17 protein-coding genes are annotated in these 15952 nt (G+C 42.0%); 3 read left to right on the forward strand and 14 right to left on the reverse strand.

The annotated features are described in order from the left end of the window. Positions 1–3: 3 nt before the first annotated feature. Together ABC374_RS15505 and ABC374_RS15510 are read left to right on the forward strand one after the other, a co-directional pair. Positions 4–96 (forward strand): YjcZ family sporulation protein, encoded by a 93-nt coding sequence (locus tag ABC374_RS15505; RefSeq protein ID WP_283915101.1) that lies wholly within the window; start codon positions 4–6, stop codon positions 94–96. Between the two features lie 166 nt (positions 97–262). Then, positions 263–799, forward strand: coding sequence for a DUF309 domain-containing protein (locus tag ABC374_RS15510; protein ID WP_350299398.1), 537 nt, complete (start codon positions 263–265; stop codon positions 797–799). Positions 800–827: 28 nt separating this feature from the next. Here ABC374_RS15510 and ABC374_RS15515 read toward each other — a convergent pair whose 3' ends face one another. After that, positions 828–1172, reverse strand: coding sequence for a GNAT family N-acetyltransferase (locus ABC374_RS15515; protein ID WP_101222466.1), 345 nt, complete (start codon positions 1170–1172; stop codon positions 828–830). A gap of 581 nt (positions 1173–1753) precedes the next feature. Here ABC374_RS15515 and ABC374_RS15520 point away from each other — a divergent pair. Then, on the forward strand, positions 1754–2623 hold the full coding sequence (locus ABC374_RS15520; RefSeq protein ID WP_230176973.1) for a DUF1002 domain-containing protein: 870 nt from the start codon (positions 1754–1756) through the stop codon (positions 2621–2623). Positions 2624–3003: 380 nt separating this feature from the next. On the opposite strand, the gene lysA is transcribed toward ABC374_RS15520, so the two are convergent. From lysA to deoB, 13 genes are all read right to left on the reverse strand, one after another. Beyond that, positions 3004–4332, reverse strand: coding sequence for a diaminopimelate decarboxylase (gene lysA, locus ABC374_RS15525; RefSeq protein ID WP_350299399.1), 1329 nt, complete (start codon positions 4330–4332; stop codon positions 3004–3006). A 275-nt stretch (positions 4333–4607) separates the two neighbouring features. Beyond that, complete coding sequence (locus ABC374_RS15530; RefSeq protein ID WP_413020378.1) at positions 4608–6074, reverse strand: spore germination protein; 1467 nt, start codon at positions 6072–6074, stop codon at positions 4608–4610. Continuing rightward, a complete protein-coding gene (gene spoVAEA / locus ABC374_RS15535; RefSeq protein ID WP_350299401.1) occupies positions 6055–6660 on the reverse strand; it encodes a stage V sporulation protein SpoVABEA in 606 nt (201 codons plus the stop codon). The genes ABC374_RS15530 and spoVAEA overlap by 20 nt, the downstream gene beginning before the upstream one ends. 43 nt (positions 6661–6703) lie before the next feature. After that, the gene (locus ABC374_RS15540; protein WP_034308131.1) at positions 6704–7126 is read right to left on the reverse strand and encodes a stage V sporulation protein AB; all 423 of its coding nucleotides are present in this window, start codon (positions 7124–7126) and stop codon (positions 6704–6706) included. Beyond that, positions 7116–7736: a stage V sporulation protein AA gene (locus ABC374_RS15545; RefSeq protein WP_241592409.1), complete on the reverse strand. Its 621-nt coding sequence runs from the start codon at positions 7734–7736 to the stop codon at positions 7116–7118. The genes ABC374_RS15540 and ABC374_RS15545 overlap by 11 nt, the downstream gene beginning before the upstream one ends. A gap of 155 nt (positions 7737–7891) precedes the next feature. Further along, a complete protein-coding gene (locus ABC374_RS15550; protein ID WP_048680228.1) occupies positions 7892–9181 on the reverse strand; it encodes an NCS2 family permease in 1290 nt (429 codons plus the stop codon). A gap of 291 nt (positions 9182–9472) precedes the next feature. Further along, positions 9473–10240: an RNA polymerase sporulation sigma factor SigF gene (sigF, locus tag ABC374_RS15555; RefSeq protein WP_137016104.1), complete on the reverse strand. Its 768-nt coding sequence runs from the start codon at positions 10238–10240 to the stop codon at positions 9473–9475. Positions 10241–10253: 13 nt separating this feature from the next. After that, positions 10254–10694: an anti-sigma F factor gene (gene spoIIAB, locus ABC374_RS15560; protein ID WP_053346844.1), complete on the reverse strand. Its 441-nt coding sequence runs from the start codon at positions 10692–10694 to the stop codon at positions 10254–10256. Between the two features lies 1 nt (position 10695). Continuing rightward, positions 10696–11046, reverse strand: a complete 351-nt coding sequence (gene spoIIAA, locus ABC374_RS15565; protein WP_034308142.1) for an anti-sigma F factor antagonist — start codon at positions 11044–11046, stop codon at positions 10696–10698. A 131-nt stretch (positions 11047–11177) separates the two neighbouring features. Beyond that, positions 11178–12344: a D-alanyl-D-alanine carboxypeptidase family protein gene (locus ABC374_RS15570; RefSeq protein ID WP_350299402.1), complete on the reverse strand. Its 1167-nt coding sequence runs from the start codon at positions 12342–12344 to the stop codon at positions 11178–11180. A gap of 206 nt (positions 12345–12550) precedes the next feature. Next, positions 12551–13855: a pyrimidine-nucleoside phosphorylase gene (locus tag ABC374_RS15575; protein ID WP_413018776.1), complete on the reverse strand. Its 1305-nt coding sequence runs from the start codon at positions 13853–13855 to the stop codon at positions 12551–12553. Positions 13856–13923: 68 nt separating this feature from the next. After that, positions 13924–14736, reverse strand: a complete 813-nt coding sequence (locus ABC374_RS15580; protein ID WP_350299404.1) for a purine-nucleoside phosphorylase — start codon at positions 14734–14736, stop codon at positions 13924–13926. After that, positions 14737–15939 carry a phosphopentomutase gene (deoB, locus tag ABC374_RS15585; RefSeq protein WP_413018778.1) on the reverse strand — a complete coding sequence of 401 codons (1203 nt, stop codon included), beginning with the start codon at positions 15937–15939 and terminating at the stop codon, positions 14737–14739. Positions 15940–15952: the final 13 nt, after the last annotated feature.

Genomic DNA, 15952 nt, shown 5'->3' on the forward strand with positions numbered 1-15952 from the left:
ATTATGGGTTCAGGTGGTTTTGGAAACGGCGGCGGATTCGCGTTTATTGTAGTATTGTTCATTTTATTAGTTATCGTCGGTGCTTCTTGGTGTTAATTGAAGACTGACGAATCAAGCTGATTGCCTTGCAATCGGCTTTCTTTATTTTCCAAGAAAAAATTCTATGCTAAACTTGGTGAGTATACATAGCGGGTGTTAGGCTATAAGAAAATGTTTTTTGCCTTACCTTAGATAATTCCATAAAACAAAAGGGGTGCTCCTATTGAATTACGCGGAAGACTACCTTTCTTTCCTTGTCCATTTCCATGGGACTAGGGATTACTTCGAATGTCATGAAATTCTTGAAGAATATTGGAAAGAAACCGCACCAAAAGAGCGTGACTCTCATTGGGTCGGGCTCATTCAAATTGCGGTTGCCCTGTATCATGATCGCAGGGGAAACAAAAAAGGGGCTGCAAGGACCCTGTCTAAAGCCCTGTCAAATCTCCACCATAAAAAGGCCGAGCTCCTGGAGTTGGGACTCGATCCAGAACGACTGTTCAAATTGCTCGAGGACACCCATGAGCGAATGTTATCTCAAAAGCCATATGAAAGCATTAATCTGCCGATTGCGGATCAAGGCTTGATCGAAATATGCCAGACGATGTGTTTGCAAGAAGGGTACAAATGGGGTGCAGACAGCGACATGGCTAATTCTTCCATAGTCGATAAGCATCTAATGCGTGACCGTTCGGATGTCATTTCTGAAAGGGCTCGGCAACTATCCCTTCGAAAAACAAGAAAGGAGGACCGCCCTTAAAGGTGGTCCTCCTTTCCAGCTTTCATATTCAGAATTCTTCACATCTGTCAAGAAAGCTTTCGGTAAACTCATTTGCTTTTAATTCTTTGTCAGGATATTGCTCCTTGATGGCCCTGACCATCGTTTTACCGATACCTTGCTTCCGGAAGGATGGATTTACAGATATATGTTGTATCTCAATGTGGTTTGGAGAGACTTCTATCCCGATCAAGCCCGTAATCTCTTCATCTTTCCATAAGAACAGCTGTAGATTTTCATCCGTTTCATAATTCTTCATCGTATTCCGAAGCGTTTTTATCTCTTTTTCATTTGGCATGAAAGATAATAATCCCATGGCAAACTTCTCATAACTTTTCTTATACTTAATCAACATAATATCCCTCGTTACTAAATAACGTTTTTATTATCTTCCTGTTTCCAATTAATTTGCTTTGAATAATAATCCTCACATATAACATTTACATCATACATAAAAACCTCGTTCGTTTCAACATCACTTTCAGCACTTGATTTATCGATGTGCTATGTGCTAAGCGATAAACAGCCAGTATACGATTCCCCACATCAAAGCGATAATAAGCATCATAAGTAAAAGAGTCTTATTACTTTTCCTCATCCCATACTCCCTTTATGAATGGTCCAAATATTTAAATAACGAATTCATTCTACTATAACTTAACACAATCTGACAAATATCCTTGCAATCTTGCTTCGATTTTACTACATTGGTAAAGTGATCTAGGTTCATAGAATGCCCTCTTAGGTATAAAAGACAAAGATACACCAAACTTTTTCGTTTAAAAAACGTAGCTATCTTAGGCTATATAAATTTTTTTCAGGAAAATATGTATCTTTTTTATCCTTTGTTTCGTCAAATACTATGAATCTGATTTAAAGTGCCGCCCTTTTATTGAAAGATTCCCAATTCAGCAGGAAAAGTTAAGGAGGATTATCATGAAAAAAATGAATAAATGGGTCATTGTAACCATTTTATTATGCCTATTATTGCCATATAAGGCTTTTGCAGATGCAGCTGTTGGTGAAATGATCGTCACACTTGGTGAGAATTTGACGAATGAACAAAAAAATATGATTTTATCAGAAATGAAAGCACCTAATGATGTTGAGGTGCTGACGGTTACAAATGCGGAGGAACATGAATACTTAGGTGACTATATTGCTAGCCGTCTGATCGGTACAAAAGCGATTTCATCTTCTGCGATTACTTTGGAGGAAAAAGGGACCGGACTTAAATTGGAGTCGAAAAACATTAATTGGGTTTCCGATGAAATGTATATCAATGCACTGGCAACTGCTGGAGTAAAGGATGCTACAGTTTATGTCACCGCGCCAATACCAGTCTCCGGTACAGCGGCTTTGACAGGGGTCATTAAAGCCTATGAAATTTCTGCCGACAAGAAGATTCCTGAAGATGTGAAACAGGCAGCGAATGAAGAAATGGTGAAAACAGCAAAATTGGGTGACGAAATCGGTACAGAAGAAGCCTCTGCACTCGTTACGAAAATCAAAGAGGAAATGGCTGCAAATCCACCAGCCAATACTGAGGAGGTCCGCGAGGTGGTCGAGTCTTCAGCAAAAGACCTTGGAATCACCTTAAATGATGCTCAAGTCCAAAGTTTAATTGATTTATTCAATAAGCTAAAAGAATTGGATATTGATTGGAACGCTGTCGGTGATCAGCTTACTGCAGCTAAAGATAAGCTTTCCAATTTTCTTGAATCCGAAGAGGGTCAATCATTTCTGGATAAATTGAAAGAAGTCTTCAGTAGTTTAATAGACGCGATCAAGTCACTTTTCAGCTGAATCCAATAAAAAGGGATGGCCAATGCCATCCCTTTCAGAATGTAGGTAAACTCGATGAAAATCGAGTTTGCCCACAGTTTTTTTATAACAGTACAATTTGACCGTTGATTTCCACTACAGGCACTCGCTTTCCGCGGGCGGTCCGGGAGCCTCCTCGGCGCTATTGCGCCTGCGGGGTCTCCCTTTGACGCGCTTTCCCCGCAGGAGTCTCGTCCCTTCCGTTCCAATCAACTTTGATATAAAATTTAGATAGAAACAATTCCTGAGGTCTTGAAGGTATTGCTTTGGCTTATTTGGTTCGGGAACAACATTTAGCAAAGTTACGTTTTCCAAGCCCTTTTATTTACAAACTGAAAGGATGGCCAATGCCATCCTTTTTTCTATTCTTTATTGACGACTGCCGCTTCATGAAGGGCCAAATCCAAATGGATAAGATCTTCGTACGTCTCGCGTTTGATGACCAACCGGGCTTCTCCATTTTCGGCAAAGACGACTGCCGGTCTCGGAATCCGATTGTAATTATTCGACATGGAATATCCATATGCCCCTGTACAAAATACCGCCAAAACATCACCGCGGCCGGCTTTTGGCAATGGTAAATCCCAAATCAGCATATCTCCGCTTTCACAGCATTTCCCGGCAATGGACACTGTCTCTTCGACAGGGTCAAGCGGCCGGTTTGCCAGAATTGCATCATACTTCGCCTCATAAAGAGCTGGACGTATATTATCACTCATGCCCCCATCAACGGCAATATATTTACGGACATTAGGAACTTCCTTTTCAGAACCGACCTTGTATAACGTCACACCGGCGTCTCCGACTAAAGAACGGCCAGGTTCGATCCAGATTTCAGGCATCACTAAATCGGAATCAGCAATCAGGTCCTGCACTTCCCTAACGATTTCCTCAACGTATTGAGACGCCGGTAGCGGGTCGTCCTCTTGTGTATATCGAATCCCGAATCCCCCTCCGAGATTCAATACCTTTGGTTGAAACCCTACAGAATCGTGCCAATCATTCAGCTTGCCAATAATTTTTTGGGCCGCGAGAAGGAAACCTGTCGTTTGAAAGATCTGCGAACCTATATGGCAGTGCAGCCCCAGAACTTCCAGGAATCCACTTTTCAACGCTTGCCTAAGGGCTGCTTCGGCCTGGCCGTTAATAAGATCAAAACCAAATTTCGAATCTTCTTGCCCTGTCAAAATATAATCATGCGTATGGGCTTCAATACCTGGCGTTACACGAAGAAGGATTTTCACCTTTTGTTCACGGTTTGTACAAATTTCTTCCAACAGTGTCAACTCTGAAAAATTATCGACTACTATACAGCCAATGTCATAATCCAAAGCCATATGTAGCTCTTCTTCACTTTTGTTATTTCCATGAAAGTGAATCCGTTCTGTTGGGAAATTTGCCTTAATTGCCGTATACAATTCCCCCGCTGAGACAACATCGAGAGAAAGTCCTTCTTGCTCAGCCAACTGGATCATGGCAATCGAAGAAAAAGCCTTACTTGCGTAAGCAACTTGAGCTGAAATTCCCAATTCCTCAAAAGTTCTCTTAAACCCTCTTGCCCGTTCGCGAATTAGCTCTACATCATAAACATATAATGGTGTGCCAAATTGTTCGATCAATTCGATCGTGTCCACTCCGCCAATCTCCAGATGTCCACGTTCATTGACACCACCGGTTCCGTACAAATGCATGATAGCCTCACCTTCCTGACTTAAAACTAAAGATTAATAAGAAATGAGGCAGCCTCAAATAAAGAAACCCTGCTGTAAAAGGTTCTCTATATGAACAAGCCTCATCCGAATCGATTATCCCATGTAAATAATGTTCTCTATGACTGCTTAGTAGTTCGAAGGGAAAGACAGATTGGTTTAAACTCCAAAGAGTCATAGTAGCTTTATCTCTTTGTGAAGCTTAACTTTACCGCTTTATCCGAATAAAATTAAATTACCACAACTTTTCGACAACATCAACCTTTAGATTTTCTCGGCTGCCTGTATAAATCCTGGGGATGTACAATACTCGGACGTTCTATAGAACCTGGATAAGGTCTTCTAAATATTATATGTGACAAGGCTTTCGGCTGAAACGGTAGAAGCGGCCATAAATAAGGTGTATTTAACGTTTTTATGCTAGTAAGCATGATAATGTATAGCGTGATGCCTATGACTAGGCCAGGCACTTTAAATAAAGCGACCAAAACTAGCAGGGCCAAACGGGAAATTTTATTCGCAACCCCTAGTTCTAAACTTGGAGTGACAAATGTACCGATTGTAGCAACCGAAGCGTAGAGAACCACTTCAGGAACAAAGAGGCCAACATCTATCGCTATCTGCCCTATCAAAACTGCCGCAACCAAGCCCATCGCCGTAGAAAGCGGGGTCGGAGTATGAACGGCTGCCATCCTTAGAAATTCTATCCCAATATCGGATATGAAGATTTGGACTACAATGGGTATATGCGTTTTTTCATTCGGTCCGATATACTCGAACTTTTCCGGCAGGAGGGAAGGCTCTAAACAAAACAATAACCAAATCGGCAGCAAGAATAACGAAACGAAAATCCCGAGAAACCGGCCCCAGCGCACCAAGGTTCCCACGGCAGGTGCCTGTCGATACTCCTCAGCGTGTTGCATATGATGGAAAAGAGTGGACGGGGTAATGATGACACTCGGTGAAGTATCCACATAAATAAGGACATGCCCCTCAAGCAAATGCGTTGCCGCCACATCAGCCCGTTCCGTGTATCTGACAAGCGGGTATGGATTATACTTTTGATTGACGATGAACTCTTCGATCGTTTTATCAGACATCGTTATGCCATCAACCTCAATACTATTCAATTCCTTACGAACGATTTCTATTAAATCGGGATCGGCAATATCTTTAATGTAGCCGATGGATATATCCGATTTCGATCGTTCCCCTACATGCAGCATTTCGAAACGTAATCTTTCATCCCGGATTCTCCGTCTGGTTATCGCTGTGTTAATGATGATATTCTCGACAAAACCATCCCTTGATCCACGGACGACTTTTTCCGTATCGGGTTCTACTGGCTGTCTCCCGGGATAACTCCTGACATCCACAACCAATCCTATTGGTTTACCATCAACAACAACGACTATTAAACCGGATAATACCTGATCAACAAGCTCATCCATCGTCTTTATTTCCTGAACGGATTGGTGTACGAGCAAGTCTTTGACTACATCAAAAACTTTAGTAGACACGATATCGGCATTTTTGTTATGAATAAGAGAATCGAGGATATCAATGATGTACTCTGTATCCGTCAGCCCGTTTATATAGTAAATATGCACATCTTTTCTATAGACCTTTATCTTTCTTACTCCTAAGTCGAAGCTGACGCCTAGACCTACTTTCTCTTCCATGTACGCGTCAACTTCCGCTACCCTACTCGGAATCGGCATCATGTTTTGAGGTTTTTCTGAAGTCATTATGACCACTCCTTTCCAATATGATTTCCACCGCTAGCTTCGTTATCGGTGCTCCTCTTTTAAAATCGTCCTGATGGGACATTTTCCCTATATCTCCTATCCCCACTACGATGGGAACATGTAATTGATCGATGCAATACACCGTATCTCCTGTTATCTTGCCCAGTTCAAATTCCTCGGCGCCGTATTTATCAACCCCGTTCGGTGTCAAATTACCATCACGGTCAATACAGATATCCACCTTGGTCCATTCTTCCCTTCTAGTCCTTGAAGCGACCGCTATTACGCCAAGGACATTAATATCAGGGTGTCCGGCAACTACCTTCATTGCCTGTTCGCCTGATCCTTCTCCTATAAAACCGCTATCATCAAACATGACCAATACAGGATCATACTTCGCCTTTTTTATTAATTCAACTAACTCCAAGCCCGTATATCGTGATGGATTACCTTGGGACATGGAGATACATCTTCCCCCAATTTCCTTGGCTACATGCTCGACAGCCCGTTTCGCATACTCATCTCCATCCGTAATCAATATCACTTTTCGTTTGGTCACCATCTTGGGCCTACCTTTCATCATCAGGAATAGTTACCTCATAAACTTATAAATCAACAAAATAAATCCATTGGAATAATGATCCGGCTATTTTTCCCAATACGAGTGCCATCAACAGATAAATGATCTTCTCTTGAATTCCGATTCGTTTTGAAAGAACCGGAAATACATTCAGGACTTCAGTTAAGGCAGCAGCGAGCATCCCATTAAATATCCCGTCAGCCAAACCGATCGGAATTAATAAAAAATGCGGGAGGGAAAGTTCCGTTTCCTGTAATCCTAACCATGTTCCTGCGACAACCCCGGCTATGATGGCTCCTTCGTAGTAATGTATCATTTTCATTGTTTTTGTCAGCTGAGTCAGCCTCGGAATCACCCCAAGTACAGTTAAAAACGCTACAAAACCGGCACCTGTCGCAAAACCCCCGGCTAAACCGACAAAGATTCCGAAGATGATTTTACCGGTCATCAAGGTGGCGCACGTTCTCCTTATTTTCATTCATGATTACATAACGGTCCAAATCCTGCTGATAGTTGAACATTTCAACCTCGAGCGGACTAGGTTCCTCATTGAAGCGTTTTTTAAAGAAGTGATTAAAAAATAAAATCATGCCCATACCAAGGCCGAAGCTATATGGGATTTGGATCAATAACGGCTTATCTTCCACTTTTCCCGTTATTATAGTAAAGATTTTTTGATGCACTTCCCCCATGCTGACATCCACATGAAAATTCATGATCGTCATTCCACCGCCGACAAATAACAAAAACCAAACTAAGGCGAATGTCAGGTATGACATTTTCTTTTTCGAGAGGATGATTTCGATGATCGTTTGGGAGGGCCCGAATGTCTCCACTTCAATAGTCGGATCCACCTTGCGGATGGCCATAATAACTTGAGCCAAATCAATGACAATAATATTCCTATCTTCCTTCTTGACCGTTAATAATATGATTTCTTCAATTAAGGCAATCACTTCTTCAGGTCCGATTATCCTTGCAATATCTTTTATCCTCACCGTTTGATTTCCCTTTACTTGTACACGGTTCCTCATCCTGATATATACAACTGCCACTATCATCACATCCCGACCTTTTATTTCCTTATGCTAGTAGTATGGATTGGAAACAGTTTGAAAATGCAGGAAGTGAACCATGTCCAAATATTACTAATTTGAAAACAAAAAAAGACACGCTGCAATGACAGCATGTCTTTTTGATTTAGATTCATACTTTAATGAGTGGGGAAGAAAATCAGCTGAACCAAAAATATCAATCCAAAAATATAAATGAGCGGATGTACGGATTTTCCTTTTCCACTGAATACCTTCATAAGGGGATACGTAATGAACCCGATTGCAATCCCTGTAGATATACTTGAAGTAAGCGGCATCGTTAAAATGATGGCAAATGCCGGAAATGCCTCATCGAAAATTTTCCAATTGACTTTAGCTAGCCCTTCCATCATGAAACATCCCACGATGATCAAAACAGGAGCTGTGATTGCTTGAACTGAAGAAATTGCCGATATCAATGGAGAAAAGAAAATCGATGCAGCAAACAAGATTGCCACGACTGTAGCGGTTAATCCCGTACGTCCGCCAGCGGCCACTCCCGTACTTGATTCAACATAGGCAGTCGAAGGGCTTGTACCAAACATCGAGCCGACTGTCGTCGCAATCGCATCACCTAAAAAGGCTTTCTTGGCACGGGGGATTTTCCCATCCTTCGTTAGTCCTGCCTGTTCCGTCACGCCAATCAAGGTTCCTGTCGTATCAAAAATCGTCACAAGTAAAAAGGCGAAAACAATTGAATATAAAGAATTCGTGAAGACCCCGGCAATATCGATATCGAAAAATACCGGTGTTGGAGGTACAGATAAGACCCCATCGAAGTTGAGCAAACCGATAAAGTAGCCGATGATTGCCGTAACGATCATACCAATGAAAATTGCCCCTTTAATATTACGGGCCATAAAAATCAAGGTAATGAATAAGCCTGCTAATGCTAAAACGGTTCCAGGCTGATGCAAATCGCCAAGTGTCACCATCGTTGATTCATTAGGAACTACGATTCCAGCATTTTTTAATCCGATAAACGCAATGAATAAACCAATTCCTGATGTAATGCCATACTTTAATGAGTTAGGAATCGCATCAATTATCATTTTACGCAAGCTTGTCACGCTAATTAGCAGAAATAGCAAACCAGCAATGAAAACCGTACCGAATACGGTCTGGTATGAAAGGCCCTGTGCCCCCACTACGCTGGCAAAATACGCATTCAAACCCATCCCTGGTGCTATCGCAATCGGGTATTTTGCAACGAGTCCCATGATAAGGGTACCAATCACCGCTGATATGACCGTTGCCATGAAAACTTGTTCAAATGGTATTCCGATTGAAGACAATAAAGCCGGATTCACGATTAGGATATAAACCATAGTCAAAAATGTCGTAACACCCGCCATGACTTCTGTACGGACATCCGTCCCATTTTCTTTCAGGGAGAAAAACTTTTCCATAAACATATTTTAGACCTCCAGATCTAAAGGAAACACCGACAACCGTTTGCACGAAAAGACAAGGTGTCCTAATATTGTACTGCATCAACGTTTTCCCTAATCATTATTGATTAAAAGAAAGCTAAAAAAACGAATGAAAAACGCGACCTTTACTATAATATTCGTTTTTAATCCTAAATTCAACTAAAAAATTCGACCCCGCTCATATTTTCATTCCACTTGATAAGAACCACTTTTACTTTTTCCTAAAATCAATCATTTATTTTCAAGCTCAATGAAAAACCACATGAATCATTGATTCATGTGGTTTTTCATTTGCTGAAGAATCTTCTTTTCCAGCCTTGACACCTGGACTTGGGAGATACCAAGCCTTGCCGCCACTTCCGATTGCGTCTGATCTTTATAATACCTCAGGAAAACAATCAGCCTTTCACGTTCATTCAATTCTTGTATGGCTTCTTTCAAAGCGATTTGATCGAACCAGGAGGTTTCATTATTGTCGGCAATCTGGTCAAGAAGAGTAATCGGATCTCCATCATTTTCGTAAACCGTTTCATGGATGGATGAAGGGCTCCTGCTAGCTTCTTGGGCCATGATGATTTCCTCTGGCGACAGCTCTAGATGTTCCGCCAATTCATTGACAGTCGGAACACGGCCGTACGTCTTTGAAAGCTCCTCTTTGGCCCGGCGAATTTTATTCGCCATTTCCTTTAATGACCGGCTTACTTTAACCGTTCCGTCATCACGGATAAAACGTTGGATTTCACCAATGATCATAGGCACAGCATACGTTGAGAATTTCACTTCAAACGATAAGTCAAATTTATCCACGGACTTTAACAGACCAATACAGCCTATTTGATAAAGGTCATCCGGTTCGTAACCTCGATTGAGGAATCTTTGCACTACTGACCATACAAGCCTCAGATTGCTGTTGACAATCAGATTTCTCGCATCTTGGTCACCGCTCTGGCTGCGTTGGATTAAATTCCGCAATTCCTCATCTTTTAAATGGGGCTGGCCTTTCTTGCTCTTCTCGTTTTTAACCTCCACATCCATATGCAAGTCTCCCTTAATTGCACAAAGCTCTGCTTGTAGTTAAGTGCTTTTTTAATCGAATGATCGTGCCTTCGCCCTTATGGGAAATAATATTGATTTCATCCATGAAGTTTTCCATGATGGTGAATCCCATACCGGAACGTTCAAGTTCGGGTTTTGTCGTAAATAACGGCTGTTTAGCCTCCTCGACGTCTTCAATGCCCAGTCCTTCATCCCGGATGGTCAATTCCACAGTATCGCCTTCTATGATCACTGAAATGTATACCCAACCTTCCGGGTCACTCTCATACCCATGGATAATCGAATTCGTAACGGCTTCTGACACGACAGTCTTGATCTCTGTCAATTCATCCATCGTCGGGTCCAATTGGGCAATGAAAGCCGCAACAGTTACCCTGGCAAAAGATTCATTTTGGCTAAGTGCAGAAAATTTCGTTTCCATTTTATTTTTCATTTTAGGCAACCCCCAGTCTTTGCAAAGCGTTTTTTTCGGATAGTTCCATTTTAACAATTTTAAACAACCCTGACATCTCAAATAACCGCTTTACTGCTGGAGAAATTGCACAGACCACCATTTCACCTTGCTTTTTATTCACCTGCTTATAGCGCCCTAAAATAACTCCGAGCCCTGAACTGTCCATAAAATCCAATTCTTCCATGTTGAGGATGATATGTTTGATATTATGCTTTTGAATGGCTGCCTCTGCCTGGTTTTTCAATTTTTCTGCTGTATGATGATCTAAATCACCTTTGAGACGAATGCACAATACACGATTTTTCGCCTCCATATTAATCGTAAGACTCATTATATACAGCCTCCTTCACTGTCTTATAAAGAGTCAAATTCTCTTTTTCACCTGCCTATTCCTCCTTACTAGCAAAACTAGTGGAGATTCGCCTAAATTAGTACGATTAACAGGCATTGCGACAATTTATTCTATTTCGCTTGGGTAAACATGCCGAAAGCCCGTTTATACAATTGCCACCAGCTGGCATTTTCAACAGTTTCCTTCGCAACAATCGGAGATTCGACATACACCTTGCCGTTTTTCTTCAATTCAAGCGTACCAATTTCATCACCTTTTTTAATCGGGGCATCCAAATCTTTATCAAGCGTGATTTTTTTTGTAAAGTCCTTTGCCGTTCCGTTTTTGGCTGTCAAAACTGAAATAGGTTCACTTGTCACACCCACGACCGATTTCTTGTCTCCTTTACTTACCTTTGCTTCACCTAACACCTCGCCTCGTTTATAAATAGGGTATGTGATATATTGTGAAAATGCATAATCTAACATCTTGGTGACCTGAGCGTTTCGTTCCTTAGGGGAAACGGCTCCGAAAACGACCGCAATGACACGCATATTCCCTTTTTTGGCGGTCGCTGTCAAACAATACTTCGCTTCATTTGTAAATCCTGTCTTCAGTCCATCGACCCCAGGGTAAAATTTCACCAATCTGTTCGTGTTGACAAGCCAGAATTTCTTTTCGGTATTTTCACGGAGATAATCTTCATATGTACCCGTGAACCTTGTAATCGTATCGTATTTCAATAATTCCTTCGCCATGATCGACATATCATTTGCCGAACTGTAATGATCTTTAACAGGAAGGCCTGTTGCGTTTTGGAACTTTGTATTTTTCAACCCGAGGTCTTTCGCCCTTTTGTTCATTTTCCTGACAAACTCTTCTTCCGATCCAGCTAGACGTTCAGCCATCGCCACCGATGCATCATTCGCCGAACCAATCGAGATGCCCTTGAGCATTTGTTCTGTGGTCATTTCTTCACCTGGCTCGAGGAAGATCTGGGAACCGCCCATCGATGCTGCATACTCACTAGTCCTTATTTTCTCCTTCATGCTAAGTTCGCCTTTATCAATCGCTTCCATGATCAGCAGCATTGTCATGATTTTCGTCATGCTTGCCGGCGAAAGACGAACGTCTGCATTTTTATCATAGAGAACAGTACCTGTATCCCGTTCAATCAAAATAGCCGATTTAGCATTTGCCGCCAATTCGACTCCTTTTTCCTCAGCTGCTTTTGTATGTGGGATGCTAAAACCCATTGCTACCAATACGGTTAAAAATAGAGAAAGAATCCGCTTCATCTCCATACCCTCCAATCTTTATAGAATTTATTTTTTCCATTAAACCCATTTTTATACAAATAAAGATGAATTTTGAACATATACTGGATATAGGGTAACAAAGTGAACCAAATTAAAAGAGGATGCGCATGGGCATCCTCTTTTAAACATTCAATGAAATAAACGTAAAAAGGCCGCTCAAAAGCGCGGCCCTTTTTGGAAAATATTTATTCCATGATCTCTTTATAGATCAAAGTAGGTTTTTCTACTTTCTCTTTTGAAATCGCAATGCTTTCATACAATTTTTCTTTTACCTTTGAAACATCTTCGAAGTTGCTGTAAATCGTCACAAGGGATTCACCTTTTGCCACGGGTTCCCCGATTTTTTTACGAAGTACCAGTCCGACTGCCAAATCAATCTCTGATTCCTTAGTCGCCCGCCCGGCACCTAACAGCATGGCTGCCGTTCCTACTTCATCAGCGATGATTTCCGATACATATCCGTCCTCTTTCGCTTCCAGCTCGAAAGTATGAGCAGCCTGCGGCAGTTTTTCCGGCTGATCTACAACCGAACCGTCGCCTCCCTGCGCTTCCAAGAAAATCTTGAATGAGTTAAGTGCAGAACCATCCTTTATCGCATTTTCCAGCAAGGTTCTTGCTTCTTCCAGCGAACTTGCCTTTTTGGCAAGGTATACCATATGGCTTCCTAGTGTTAAAGAAAGTTCCGTTAAATCTTCCGGTCCCTCTCCTTTAAGCGTATCGATGGCTTCCTTCACTTCTAGAGCATTTCCGATTGCGTAACCCAACGGTTGGCTCATATCGGAAATGACAGCCATCGTGTTTCGTCCCACATTGTTTCCAATGCTTACCATTGCATGCGCCAACTCTTCGGAATCTTCGAGAGTTTTCATGAAAGCGCCCGCTCCCGTTTTAACATCAAGTACGATTGCATCAGCACCAGCGGCGATTTTCTTACTCATGATCGATCCAGCAATCAAACCGATACTGTTAACGGTACCCGTAACATCGCGCAATGCATATAGCTTTTTGTCGGCGGGAGTCAGGTTACCACTTTGCCCAATGACAGCTATCTTATTTTTATTGACAAGTCGGATGAACTCGTCATTTTCTATTTCGACATGAAATCCTTTTACAGACTCCAACTTATCGATCGTTCCGCCTGTATGGCCAAGACCCCGTCCTGACATCTTTGCCACTGGAACACCTACAGCAGCAACCAATGGTCCAAGCACTAGAGTTGTGGTATCACCAACACCGCCTGTTGAATGTTTATCGACCTTAATTCCTTCAATCATCGATAAATCAATTTGATCTCCTGATTCGACCATTGCCATGGTTAGATCAGCACGTTCCTGCTCATTCATGCCTTTAAAATAAACAGCCATTGACCAAGCGCTCATTTGGTAATCCGGAATCGATCCATCGGTAAACCCTTTGATGATGAACTGTATTTCTTCTGTAGTAAGAGCCTTTCCATCGCGCTTTTTCTCGATTAAATCTACCATTCTCATATTAGAATCCCCACTTTTTCAAGGACACCGCTTCTCTTTAGGTGTACTTGTATTTTTTTTGGTCCGTTTTATATGTCTTTAACAATTTGCTTAACAAATTCAAGAAAACTGCTTTTCACTTTTTCAGTCGTTTCGATTACCTCTTCATGCGACAAAGGCTGATCCAGAATGCCCGCGGCCATATTGGTAAGGCATGAGATTCCGAGCACCCTCATTCCGCTATGCCTTGCTACGATAACTTCCGGAACTGTCGACATACCAACTGCATCCCCGCCAAGGATCCTTGCCATTTTCACTTCTGCCGGTGTCTCATAGGTCGGTCCTGTATTCCCGATATAGACACCTTCTTTAATATCCAATCCTAGTGAAGCTGCTATTTTTTTCGCTTGTGTCCGAAGGTCTTTATTATAAGCTTCCGACATATCAGGGAATCTAGGGCCGAAACGCTCTTCATTAGGACCAATCAATGGGTTTGCCCCCATTAAATTAATATGATCCGTAATGAGCATCAAGTCACCTGGTTCATAGCTTTCATTAACGCTTCCGGCAGCATTCGTTACGATTAACTGCTCAACACCAAGAAGTTTCATTACACGTACAGGAAAAGTGACCTTCTCCATGGAGTAACCCTCATAAAAGTGGAAACGTCCTTGCATCGCTACAACTTTTTTGCCACTTAAATGTCCTATGACAAGCTGTCCAGCGTGTCCTTCAACAGTCGATACCGGGAATTCCGGGATTTCGTGGTAAGGAATCGTTATCGGATTTTCAATTTCATCCGCCAATACTCCAAGTCCGGAACCAAGAATCAGTCCTATTTCCGGAGTGCCTTCAATTTTACTTTTTATGAATGACGCAGCAGTCTCTATTTTATTAAACATCTATTTATTCTCCCCTAAATTTAGATCGCCCAATATATTTTTTCCGAAGGCAGGCATTTTCACATCAAAATTAGCAGCGACCGTCGCCCCAATATCAGCAAATGTATCTCTTATCGGGAGTCCGGCACCTTCTGTAAATCGTTTGGAATAGACTAATAATGGTACATATTCACGTGTGTGATCGGTTCCTTCATGGACCGGATCATTCCCGTGATCGGCAGTGATGATCAATAAATCATCCTCTTTCAGTTTATCAAGGACTTCAGGCATCCGAGCATCGAATTCTTCCAATGCCTTTCCGTATCCCTCTGGATCGCGGCGGTGACCGTATAAAGCATCGAAGTCGACTAGATTAAGGAAACTTAACCCTTTGAAATCCTGTTCTACCGTTTGGATTAATTTATCCATTCCATCCATATTGGATACGGTCCTTAATGATTCAGTGACACCTTCCCCATCAAAGATATCCGAGATCTTCCCGATTGCAAGCACATCATATCCAGAATCTTTCAATTCATCCATTACTGTCCGGTCAAACGGCTTCAACGCATAATCATGACGGTTAGGCGTTCTTTTGAAGTTGCCCGGTTCACCTGTGAACGGTCTGGCAATAACGCGTCCAACCTTGAACTCATCAGCCATTGTCACTTCACGGGCAATTTCACAAATCTTGTACAATTCGTCTATCGGGACGATATCTTCATGTGCAGCAATCTGTAATACGGAATCAGCCGATGTATATACAATCAGGGCACCCGTTTTCATATGTTCCTCGCCAAGCCTCTCAATGATTTCCGTGCCGCTTGCCGGGACGTTCCCAATAATTCCCCGACCCATCTTCGCCTCGAGTTCATTGACTAATAATTCCGGGAAACCATCTGGAAATACACGGAATGGAGTCGATATATTCAACCCCATTATTTCCCAATGTCCAGTCATCGTATCTTTTCCTGTAGAGGCTTCCTTCATTTTCGTATAATATGCGAGAGGTTGCTGAGCTTTTTCAATCCCCTTGATTTCACGGATATTGCCTAAACCCAATTTTGCGAGAGTCGGCATGTTCAATCCATTCATTCTTTCTGCGATATGGCCGAGTGTATCCGCCCCTTTATCACCGAATAAATCTGCATCAGGTGCTTCGCCAATTCCAACTGAATCCATAACTATTACAAATATTCGATTAAATGCTGAATTCCCTTTCATGAGTCATTCCTCC

The organism is Peribacillus phoenicis, assembly GCF_047238085.1.
In the GTDB taxonomy this organism is placed as follows: Bacteria; Bacillota; Bacilli; order Bacillales; family DSM-1321; genus Peribacillus.